The organism is Neisseria sp. HMSC065D04, assembly GCF_001815675.1.
Classification (GTDB): domain Bacteria; phylum Pseudomonadota; class Gammaproteobacteria; order Burkholderiales; family Neisseriaceae; genus Neisseria.
On record NZ_KV821550.1, the window covers coordinates 1 to 9,921 of the forward strand.

At 41.1% G+C, this 9,921-nt stretch carries 12 protein-coding genes and 2 pseudogenes; 13 read left to right on the plus strand and 1 reads right to left on the minus strand.

Annotated features, from left to right (window positions below; genetic code table 11):
* The 11 genes and pseudogenes from HMPREF3050_RS11430 to HMPREF3050_RS14935 all read left to right on the plus strand — a co-directional run.
* Window positions 1-386 (plus strand): annotated as a pseudogene (locus HMPREF3050_RS11430) (RHS repeat protein); the annotation flags it as partial.
* A gap of 114 nt (window positions 387-500) precedes the next feature.
* Window positions 501-800 (plus strand): hypothetical protein, encoded by a 300-nt coding sequence (locus HMPREF3050_RS11435; protein ID WP_070774871.1) that lies wholly within the window; start codon window positions 501-503, stop codon window positions 798-800.
* A 434-nt stretch (window positions 801-1,234) separates the two neighbouring features.
* Window positions 1,235-1,651 (plus strand): hypothetical protein, encoded by a 417-nt coding sequence (locus HMPREF3050_RS11440; RefSeq protein WP_003764181.1) that lies wholly within the window; start codon window positions 1,235-1,237, stop codon window positions 1,649-1,651.
* Between the two features lie 287 nt (window positions 1,652-1,938).
* Window positions 1,939-2,469: a hypothetical protein gene (locus HMPREF3050_RS11445; protein WP_003764124.1), complete on the plus strand. Its 531-nt coding sequence runs from the start codon at window positions 1,939-1,941 to the stop codon at window positions 2,467-2,469.
* A 1,440-nt stretch (window positions 2,470-3,909) separates the two neighbouring features.
* Entirely contained in the window at window positions 3,910-4,083 is a 174-nt protein-coding gene (locus HMPREF3050_RS14695; RefSeq protein ID WP_168166273.1) for a hypothetical protein, read from the plus strand.
* A gap of 36 nt (window positions 4,084-4,119) precedes the next feature.
* Entirely contained in the window at window positions 4,120-4,305 is a 186-nt protein-coding gene (locus HMPREF3050_RS11450; RefSeq protein WP_070774872.1) for a hypothetical protein, read from the plus strand.
* Window positions 4,306-4,388: 83 nt separating this feature from the next.
* Window positions 4,389-4,526 (plus strand): hypothetical protein, encoded by a 138-nt coding sequence (locus HMPREF3050_RS15050; RefSeq protein ID WP_246830270.1) that lies wholly within the window; start codon window positions 4,389-4,391, stop codon window positions 4,524-4,526.
* A 259-nt stretch (window positions 4,527-4,785) separates the two neighbouring features.
* Window positions 4,786-5,277: a tetratricopeptide repeat protein gene (locus HMPREF3050_RS11460; protein ID WP_070774874.1), complete on the plus strand. Its 492-nt coding sequence runs from the start codon at window positions 4,786-4,788 to the stop codon at window positions 5,275-5,277.
* 169 nt (window positions 5,278-5,446) lie between these two features.
* Window positions 5,447-5,851 carry an SEL1-like repeat protein gene (locus HMPREF3050_RS11465; RefSeq protein ID WP_203025977.1) on the plus strand — a complete coding sequence of 135 codons (405 nt, stop codon included), beginning with the start codon at window positions 5,447-5,449 and terminating at the stop codon, window positions 5,849-5,851.
* A 10-nt stretch (window positions 5,852-5,861) separates the two neighbouring features.
* Window positions 5,862-6,191: a hypothetical protein gene (locus HMPREF3050_RS11470; RefSeq protein ID WP_141758449.1), complete on the plus strand. Its 330-nt coding sequence runs from the start codon at window positions 5,862-5,864 to the stop codon at window positions 6,189-6,191.
* Window positions 6,192-6,214: 23 nt separating this feature from the next.
* Window positions 6,215-6,277: pseudogene (locus HMPREF3050_RS14935) on the plus strand (transposase); the annotation flags it as partial.
* Between the two features lie 183 nt (window positions 6,278-6,460).
* Here HMPREF3050_RS14935 and purM read toward each other — a convergent pair.
* The gene (gene purM / locus HMPREF3050_RS11475) at window positions 6,461-7,495 is read right to left on the minus strand and encodes a phosphoribosylformylglycinamidine cyclo-ligase (RefSeq protein ID WP_003764184.1); all 1,035 of its coding nucleotides are present in this window, start codon (window positions 7,493-7,495) and stop codon (window positions 6,461-6,463) included.
* A gap of 204 nt (window positions 7,496-7,699) precedes the next feature.
* Here purM and HMPREF3050_RS11480 point away from each other — a divergent pair, with 204 nt between their 5' ends.
* The gene (locus tag HMPREF3050_RS11480; RefSeq protein WP_070774875.1) at window positions 7,700-8,770 is read left to right on the plus strand and encodes an AI-2E family transporter; all 1,071 of its coding nucleotides are present in this window, start codon (window positions 7,700-7,702) and stop codon (window positions 8,768-8,770) included.
* 265 nt (window positions 8,771-9,035) lie between these two features.
* Window positions 9,036-9,752: an S-methyl-5'-thioinosine phosphorylase gene (locus HMPREF3050_RS11490; protein WP_070774877.1), complete on the plus strand. Its 717-nt coding sequence runs from the start codon at window positions 9,036-9,038 to the stop codon at window positions 9,750-9,752.
* Window positions 9,753-9,921: the final 169 nt, after the last annotated feature.

A 9,921-nucleotide genomic window follows, 5' to 3' on the forward strand; every position in this document is an offset into this window, starting at 1 on the left:
CCGCCACCGTCCTGCCCGACGGCAGACAGATCAACTACCTGTACTACGGCAGCGGACACCTGCACCAAATCAGCCTCGACGACGAAGTCATCACCGACATCGAACGCGACAAACTGCACCGCGAAATCTTCCGCACACAGGGTAAACTCGCCAGCCGCTACGAACTTGACCCATTAGGTCGTCTGAAACGGCAAATCGCCACCCTCAATGACCTGACGGAAACCGGCAAAGGCAAAACCAAAGCAGCGGCGGGTTATGGCCAAACCGCCGTCAAACGCAGCTACGGCTACGACCGTACCAGCAACCTGACCCATAGCACCAACCAGCGGACGGGCACGACCAAGTTCGAGTACAACAAACTGGGCAGGATTACCAAATGGAGATAAATTTGGTATTAGGCACTCGTCAAGACATGGTGAAACACTGGATTTCAATGTCAAAGGGCTTCCACGAGATTTTAAAATCCATCAAAAATGATATAACATTAGGAGATTTTTATTATGCATAATACTAGAGAACATATATATATTGATAAAAAGTTAAAAGCTAAAGGATACCGCGATTTAAACGATTATATTGATAAAAGGAGTAACGAAATATTAGATGATGAAGTTTGGCTATGGAGAACCAAGGCCGGAATACAAGATGATTTTCCTGAATTATCAAATTGCGAGATTATTGAAATATTAAAGGATGTAATGACTAACATTGTAAAAAAGGGAGGAGTTATTTGTGATTATTCCAATGGAAAAGCAACACATATAATAAAAAATATGATGACTTATCCTCTCCATTACTAATATCGGATATTGTTAATTTCTTGCTTCTCAATCCTGACTATGGAAGTGATGGAAATGGTACTTGGTATGAATAACAAACCTTAAGTGAATTAAACCCCTAGTAAACCGTAGCCCATATGTAGGCTGCGTGTCCCAAGGCTCATACGCGGTTTCTTACTCCAAATTATTTATAAAGTGTAAAAAATATAAAGCGTAGCAAGATAATAGGAAACAGAAAAAAGGTTCTAGAAATTCTGATAGTTCTAAAAATGAGAAACATGGAGATGGTGTAGATCATTTAAAGCAGCTGAAAAACGGATTAAGGAATTACAAGAGCAGATTAAACCTAGAATGCCTAGAAGAGATAAGCTTAGTTGAGAGAAAAAAATAAGTAATATTAAGAAAACTGCGGAACAAAAAGCAAAAGGTGTAGAACATAGCAAAGGATCAAAACGATGAAATTAAATCTATCTCCGTTTAAATCTGTAGGTCCATTTAAGTTTGGAGAAAATGTTGATAAATATATTTCTATCCTACAATTTTTTAAATACAGCTCACCGGATGAATTTGGAGTATGTGAGTATGAATCTCAAGATAGTAGTTTTTTTATTACTGTGAGAGAAAATAAAATTGATTCTATATTTTGCTATAAAGAACTATTTTATAAAGACACTAATTTAATTGGATTAACTATTGAGCAATTTAAAATAATTACTGAGAGTAATTTTATAGGTAAAATAGATGAATTGGATTTTGAAGATGATGGCATACCACAATTTGTTTATGAATTTGAAACAATAGGGTTGCAAGTTTGGGAGAAAAATAGCAGGATTGTTACTATTATAGCAAGTCTATATATAGAAGATGATTAGCCTGCGCAGATTATGTCAAGCCCCGACAAAACACATCAAGGTCGTCTGAAATTAATTTTTAGATGACCTCTCCTTATAATTTTCATCCAAAAAATATCGGAATAGGTGTCGATGGGAAAGTCGATCAGCCATCAGCAATGGTTTTCCGCAATGGGGTAAGACAGCGAATTTTGTAACATATGTATTGAAACGCTTAGGTTTGGTCAATACCCAACAACCCAGAAAGGCCGTCTGAAAAAATCCAAATTCATCTTTCAGACGACCCTATCCCACAAGAGGAAATATTTATGAAAAACATAAATGATATTTTTATTGGGCAGAATTTTTCTTTACCTAACCATTTTTTAATACCAAATTATGATACTTTTTTGTTCTTTGATTTTGTGCTTGGAATGGATTTAAAGTTTCTTGGAGAATTTTCTGACTTGTTAGATCTAGGTGGCTTTAATAAGCAAGTTAATGTTTTAGATTGTGATTTTAATATTATGTTGGAAAACTGGATTCTTGAACATGATAATTCACTAAAAAATATACAAAGAATAATAAGCTGTACGAATGATTATGGTGACGGTGGAGTTATTATGGCAGATACTGATTTAAATTGGGTTGCGGTTCAGGATATACCTATTAATTGGGGTGTTTTTGCATTTCAAAGTTCAAAAAAAGAATCTATAAGATTATTCCATATGATGGATCGAGATTGGTTTGTAGACATTGAAAGATTTAAGGCTATGGAGAAAGTATTAATAAGAGAGTTTGGAGAGGAGTTTATAAATGTCTTATTAAGCAATTACGGTAATATTCGTTGGGATGGTTAACTGCCAAGTAAGCGTAGATATTGTCGCTTAAGTTAATCTCGAAAGTTGCAAATATTGATTTAAGCTGTAGGTTAGATCGAGTGCTCTCATCTTGATGGAAATTTGGTATGATAAATTTCCCTTTATAGATTCGGAACATTGGAAAAAGGAGTTGTACCGCTTTATGAATTTTTATAATACGGTAAAGCCACAGAAGAGTTTGCACCTTTTGAGGTCTTACAGGCTTATTTTTCTCAACCTGTTGTGTAAACAACGTTGTGTTTCCTTATAAAATAATATGTTGAAATTATTTATCTCATCATTTTTAAACCTATTATTTATTTTGTTCTTAACCAGGGAACTGAAAGGACTTATTAGTTTCATTCTAAATAATTATGATAGAAATATAAACAATTATATTTCAGGAATATTAGAGACTCTATTCTATTACTTTTTAAGTTTAAGTATTATTTTTTTATCAAAATACTTAGCATCATTGATAGCAAAAAGCCAAACTATTCAATTATTATTATTCGTTATAATTTGCTTGTTTTTAGATGCAATAGCGTGCTTATTTATATTTAGAATCTTCTTTATAACCTAATAGTGGCCGTAGATTGGGTCGAGACCTAATAAACACCAAGGTCGTCTGAAATAAATTGCCTGACGACCTTCCCCATGTCTCCTCCTACTTCAACCACAACGAAAACAGTCAAATCACCCGTTATCACCGACACCGAACGAGATAAACTGCATCGCTAAATCTATCGTATTCAAGCTAAACTCGTCAGCCACTACGAACTTGATTCTTTAGGTTGAATTATCCCCCCCCCTCTGAGCAAGGCAGCAAAGGTAACGGATATCACTTATCAACCCTTCCGCCTGCAAAACCAGTATGCCGACCGTGAATCAGGGCTATATTACAACTTCTTCAGGTATTACGAACCTGATGCAGACCGGCTTGGGGTCAGTATCTGATTGGGTTATTTTGAGATATTAATTTTTATGCTTTTGCACCGGATACTACGAAATAAATAGATACATTAGATTGGTTTAGATATTATGGGAATTGATGTGGACCAGACTGGACAAAGGGGGAAGAACAATACAGTAAGCTTCGAGAAAATAATGGATATTATGTCGAACCAATGGGAGTATTGGATATAGATTGTAGACAACATGATATTTGCTATGCTAAATGTAGGGAACAATTCTCATATTCAGAATTAGAAAAATATAACTGTATGGTAAGGTGCGATGACACTCTTATGAATACATCTAAAAATATCCAACATGATCCTAATTCTTCATCCTGATTTTTCTATAAAGCGTTGGGACCTGAACTTGCCAAATCCACTATATATCAATAAATTATTAAAAAACATCTTTAAGAAAATTTTTAAAACACCCAAAGAAAATAAATGAAACAGGTGAATTATATCACATGAAAGATAATAGAAGATGATGAAAACAAAAAAATGGAATTGGATCCCTACAATTAAAATTAATGAACTGCATTTTGATAAAATTTATTCTGATTATAAGAAGATATTAGATGAGTTAAATGCAAATATTTTTTCAGAAAATGAAGATATTTATGACTCTTTTATTTTTGAAGAAAATGGAATTAACTAATTAATTTACTTTGAAAAAAATGGCCAATTTGCAGGAATGGAACTAAAAAATAATCTTTTTTACAAAGATATAAATTTAATTGGCAAGGATATTGAAGAAATAAAAAAAATTTTTGGTTATGATTCTTTAGTTTTAGATAAATATGATAGTGTAGATTGTGATGATATTAGAGCGATATTTTGGTTTGAAAATAACAAAGTCGAATCAGTTACAGTATATTAATAAATAATGAAAAATATAAATATAGGGTAATTAGTGGTCCGTATGTCCCCAATCCCAACGTAGAGTGTGCGCGGTACGCGCAGATGCGTTTTCTGCTTTTCAGACGACCTCGAAGCCCAAACCCCACTGGGATTACTGAATTCGAACGCAATATATTGGGACGCTTAATCCACACCCTCGCCCGCGACGGCGGCGACAAAGTCCAGGAAACCGTTTACTGATACGACTTGAAGGCAACCTCGTCCAAGCCGCCAGCCAACAGCCAAAGCATCACCTGATTCGACTACAACGAAAACGGCTGACTCATCGCCCAACACCAATGGAAGGTGCTGTTCAAAGAAGAGAACGCCTGAAACGGCCTGCCCAAAACCAATTGGTGCGATGTACAGTGACAACGAGGTCATCGCTGACATCGAACGCGATAATGGGCTCTTTCTTATAATGCCGCCCCTAAAAAATAAAATATTAAGGATAGGTTCTATGTGCAATGACGCTTATCATACTGATAATTTTTTACAAGCTAGTTATTTTCTTGAAAATGAAGATTATCAGAGAGCTTTTTATTTTTTAAAGAAAGGAGCTTTGGAAAAAGATGTTAATTGTTATAATAATTTAGCAGTTTTATATGATCTTGGATATGGGGTTCAAAAAAATCCACTTTTGGCGCTTAAATGGTATAGAAAAAGTTGGCAATATGAAGGGAAAAGTGGTGGGGTATGTTCTAATATTGCATCACTTTATGCCGGTTTAGGTAATATAAGGCAGGCTAAATTTTGGTGGAATAAAGCAATATTAGAATTAAATGATGGAGATGCGGCTCTTGATTATGCAAAATTCTTAATTAATAGGAAAAACAAGAGGGATTATCATAAGATAATAGAATTACTTAAGTTTGCTACCAAGAGCGATTATATTACTGAAATCTCTAAGGAAGAAGCTGGTCAATTATTGAAAAATCTAGAAAGCACATAAACTTAGTAAACCATATAAAGATCAAACCGCACAGTAAGGTCGTCTGAAATTAATTTCCGATGACCCTTTTCCAAATTAAGATCACAAGTTAAAGGAGACCTTAAATATAAATGCATTATGAGTGGTTTCACTCCTCAAATAAAAAAGACCAATGTGAAAGGTATTGACCATGGAAATATTTAAAAATTTCTTAATTTTATTGGTGTTATCAATTTCTATACTATCATGTAAACAATATCCGAAAAGAAATGAAAAAATAGCTGACTCCATATCAACGGGTAGTACTTATTGGATTTCGGATGAAGAAATTCATACTCTGGAAGAAAAAGCCTCTCATGGAGATAAAAATTCATCATTCAAATTATATCAATACCATATGTTTGTATCTCTAAATCAAAATTTAGAATTTAAATGGCTAGAGATAGCGGCAAAAAATGGACATCCTATTGCCCAATCCAATTTAGCTGATTTATCTTTAGCACAAGGAAATAAAGAAAAAGCCACATTTTGGGCTAAAAAAGCATATGAAAATGGTGCTAAGCTACCGGATGAATTAAAAATCCTAATAAAATAACCTAAACCTTTTGAAACTAGAACACTGGGAGGATTCAATGATAAACGCTGAAAATACTGCTAATATTCAAATTTTTTGGAAGTTACGAGAAGACGGAGGTTGTCAGACGATTCCTCCCATTGGTCTCTTTTATCCCGTAAGTAAATTTGAAGATGGTGTTTTTCAAGAAAATTTTCCTAGAAGTATAGTTTTAGACATTTACGAGTATATACCAAATAAAAACATCAGTTATGCAAACGCTTGGTTCCTGATAAGAAAAAACGAAAAAATACCATTAGATACGAAATTTAAAATTTTTGATGGTCCAAGATGCATTGCAGATGTTATTTCGATTCCTTAAAACAGTAATCGTGGATTAGGTCTTATAGTGGATTAAATTTAAATCAAGACAAGGCGACGAAGCCGCAGACAGTACAGATAGTACGGAACCGATTCACTTGGTGCTTCAGCACCTTAGAGAATCGTTCTCTTTGAGCTAAGGCGAGGTAACGCCGTCCCGGTTTAAAGTTATCCACTATAAAAAGCTGTACCTTGGCGGTTGGGGATATCCAACCGCCAAGGTGCAGTTCAGTTTTCAGACGACCTTTTATTTAGATTCAGGCTTGTGATTTAAGCCACTTGGGTCTGATGCTCATCGCCGTTGCGTTCGCGGATTTTGCCCAAACGGTAAACGGTTTCGCCTTGTTCAGTTAAGAATGCCTGCACCGCGTCGGCATCTTCTTCGGCGATGACGACCACCATGCCGATGCCACAGTTGAAGGTGCGGTACATTTCTTGCGTTTCCACATTGCCTGCCTGTTGCAGCCATTGGAACAGCTTGGGCAATTCCCATGCTTTGGCGTCGATTTGGGCGACGGTGTTTTCAGGCAGGATGCGCGGCACGTTTTCGGTAATGCCGCCGCCGGTGATGTGCGCCATGCCTTTGACGGTGAATTTTTCCAAGGCGGCAAGGATGGGTTTCACATACAGGCGGGTCGGGGCGATGATGGTTTCGCGCAGGGTTTTGCCGTTGTCGAACTCGGCGTCCAAATCGGGATTGTCGCGGGCAATGATTTTGCGGACGAGGGAGTAGCCGTTTGAATGGGCGCCGTTGGAAGCCAGACCCAACACGATGTCGCCCGCTTTGATGCTGCGGCCGTTGATGACGCGCTCTTTTTCGACCACGCCGACGGCGAAGCCTGCCAAGTCGTATTCGCCTTCAGGATACATGCCGGGCATTTCGGCGGTTTCGCCGCCGATAAGGGCGCAGCCGGATTCTTCGCAGCCTTGGGCGATGCCTTTAATCACGTCGGTAGCGCGGGCGACATCGAGTTTGCCGCAGGCGAAATAGTCAAGGAAAAACAAAGGCTCAGCGCCTTGAACCAAAATGTCGTTGACGCTCATGGCGACGAGGTCGATGCCAACGGTGTCGTGTTTGTCCCAATCGAAGGCGAGTTTGAGCTTGGTGCCCACGCCGTCGGTGCCGCTGACGAGGACGGGATTTTTGTATTTTTTGCTGATTTCGACCAATGCGCCGAAGCCGCCCAAATCACCCAACACTTCGGGACGCATGGTGCGTTTGGCAAAAGGTTTGATGTTTTCGACCAGTTGATCGCCTGCGTCAATGTCGACGCCTGCGTCGCGGTAGCTCAGTGAAGTGCTCATGAATGGGTTCCTTATCGTGATTGGGACGGAAAAACGATGGGGCGTATTTTACCTTATTTTGCAGGCGCGGGCTTGGATTTTTCGGTGATTTTGTAAACAATCTGAGGTTTCAGACGACCCCGTTTATTCTGTTATACTGGACGGTCAGGGGTCGTCTGAAAACGATTGCGGCGGCTCCCGCTGAAACACACATGGAAAGGCTTTATGTATCAGAAAAAAACGCGCGGCATGAAGCCGTGGATCATTATGGGCTGCGTGATTGCAGCTTTTGTCTGGCTGCTGTACGCGCTGGGCGACATCCTGACGCCGTTTATTGTGGCGGCAGTGTTGGCTTATGTGTTGAATCCGCTGGTGGAATGGTTGCAGAAGAAAAAGATTAAACGCGGCCCCGCGTCCATGATGGTGATGGTATTCGCTTTGCTGTTGCTGCTGTCGCTGATGCTGATCATCGTGCCTATGCTGATCAACCAGTTCAACAATATGGTTAGCCGCATTCCCCAAATCGTCGATTTTACGCAAAACAGGCTGCTGCCTTGGCTGAACCATGTGGCGGGCAATTATGTGCATATCGATCAGGCTTCGGTGGTCAAATGGTTGCAGTCGCATACGGGCGAATTGAGCAACACGCTCAAGGCTTGGGTCCCGACGCTGATGCGCCAGAGTGGCAACGTCATCAGCGGCATGAGCAACCTGATCCTGCTGCCGCTCTTGCTGTATTATTTCCTTTTGGACTGGAAACGCTGGTCTTACGGCATCAGCGCCTTAGTTCCGCGCCGCTTTATCGACACTTATACGCGCATTACCAGCAATATGGATGAAGTTTTGGGCGAGTTCCTGCGCGGGCAGTTGATGGTAATGCTGATTATGGGGCTGGTGTACGGGGTCGGGCTGATGCTGGTCGGACTGGATTCCGGTTTCGCTATCGGTATGATTGCCGGTATCTTGGTGTTTATCCCGTATTTGGGTGCATTTACCGGACTTTTGCTGGCAACCGTCGCCGCTTTGCTGCAATTTAGCACATGGCACGGTCTGATTATGGTGTGGGTAGTGTTCGCTATCGGACAATTCCTTGAGAGCTTTATCGTTACCCCAAAAATCGTCGGCGACCGCATCGGTCTGTCGCCTTTCTGGGTGATTTTCTCATTGATGGCGTTCGGACAACTGATGGGCTTCGTCGGCATGCTCGCCGGCCTGCCTCTTGCCGCCGTAACCTTAGTCCTGCTGCGCGAAGGTGCGAACGCTTATTTCCACAGCCGTTTTTACAAACACAAGTAAAAGGACAAAAAGGTTGTCTGAAAACAGATATGTGTTTTCAGACGACCTCCCAGCCTTTCTTCGGCAACCATGTTGAACAATTTTGCATTTTGGTTTATATCCGGTTTTCTGTCGATGTTGCTATGGGAAGTGCTTCCCGTAGACGACGGATACAGCTTTCCGGAAAAAATGAAGGTGTTAATCCTGTTTTCCATTTTCATGGCTGTTTTGCAAACCTTTTTCTTTCCGACACTCACTCCCTGAAATCACTTACACAAAGGACCATATGTTAGCCATCATCGGCGGCAGCAGCCTGACCAAGCTGCCCGAACTGAGCATCACCGACCGCAAGATCGTCCGCACCCCCTACGGACTGACCAGCAGCCCCGTCTTAAGCGGCAAACTGGGCAGTCAGGACATTTTCTTCCTTGCGCGGCACGGCTTCGGCCATACCGTCGCGCCACATGAAATCAACTACCGCGCCAACATCTGGGCGTTGCATTCCATAGGTGCGGAATACATCGTCGCCGTTTCCTCCGTCGTCAGCATCAACGACCGCTTTGAAAACGGCGCACTCGTCCTGCCCGACGACTTGATCGACTACACCTACGGCCGCAAGGACACCTTTTTTGAAGGACAGGAAGAACCGGTCGTACACACCGATTTTCTCGAACCCTACACCGCCGGACTGCGCGAAAAAATTGCCGAACACGCGCAACAGCACCAAATGCCTTTATACACCCAAGCCGTTTACGGCTGCCTGCAAGGCCCGCGCTGGCCGACCCGCGCAGAAATCCAACGTTACCGCCGCGACGGTGTGGACGTATTGGGCATGACCGGAATGCCCGAAGCCTTCCTCGCCCGCGAACTGGGCATCCAATACGCCCACTTCTGCGGCATCACCGACATCCGCTGCCTCAGCGGCGGAGCGGAAGGGACGGAATGCGGCTTGAAAACCGAGCTTGCCATCGGCAAAATCCGTCGTTTGCTTGCGGGTTTGTAAAGGGTGAATGTTTCCCTCTTGATTCTTTAAACCATTCAAAAAGGTCGTCTGAAAATTTTCAGACGACCTCATTACTAAGATAGATACGGCAGAAACAATTTGGCATTCAAACCAACACTTCAGTCCTGCAACAAACTAATATAGTGGATTAACTTTAAACCAGTACGGC

Bases quoted from the DNA above. Each gene is read 5' to 3' on its own strand.
- HMPREF3050_RS11435 (WP_070774871.1), top strand. From the start codon at position 501: ATGCATAATACTAGAGAACATATATATATTGATAAAAAGTTAAAAGCT.
- HMPREF3050_RS11440 (WP_003764181.1), top strand. From the start codon at position 1,235: ATGAAATTAAATCTATCTCCGTTTAAATCTGTAGGTCCATTTAAGTTT.
- HMPREF3050_RS11445 (WP_003764124.1), top strand. From the start codon at position 1,939: ATGAAAAACATAAATGATATTTTTATTGGGCAGAATTTTTCTTTACCT.
- HMPREF3050_RS14695 (WP_168166273.1), top strand. From the start codon at position 3,910: ATGATGAAAACAAAAAAATGGAATTGGATCCCTACAATTAAAATTAAT.
- HMPREF3050_RS11450 (WP_070774872.1), top strand. From the start codon at position 4,120: ATGGAACTAAAAAATAATCTTTTTTACAAAGATATAAATTTAATTGGC.
- HMPREF3050_RS15050 (WP_246830270.1), top strand. From the start codon at position 4,389: ATGCGTTTTCTGCTTTTCAGACGACCTCGAAGCCCAAACCCCACTGGG.
- HMPREF3050_RS11460 (WP_070774874.1), top strand. From the start codon at position 4,786: ATGTGCAATGACGCTTATCATACTGATAATTTTTTACAAGCTAGTTAT.
- HMPREF3050_RS11465 (WP_203025977.1), top strand. From the start codon at position 5,447: ATGGAAATATTTAAAAATTTCTTAATTTTATTGGTGTTATCAATTTCT.
- purM (WP_003764184.1), bottom strand. From the start codon at position 7,495: ATGAGCACTTCACTGAGCTACCGCGACGCAGGCGTCGACATTGACGCA.
- HMPREF3050_RS11480 (WP_070774875.1), top strand. From the start codon at position 7,700: ATGTATCAGAAAAAAACGCGCGGCATGAAGCCGTGGATCATTATGGGC.
- HMPREF3050_RS11490 (WP_070774877.1), top strand. From the start codon at position 9,036: ATGTTAGCCATCATCGGCGGCAGCAGCCTGACCAAGCTGCCCGAACTG.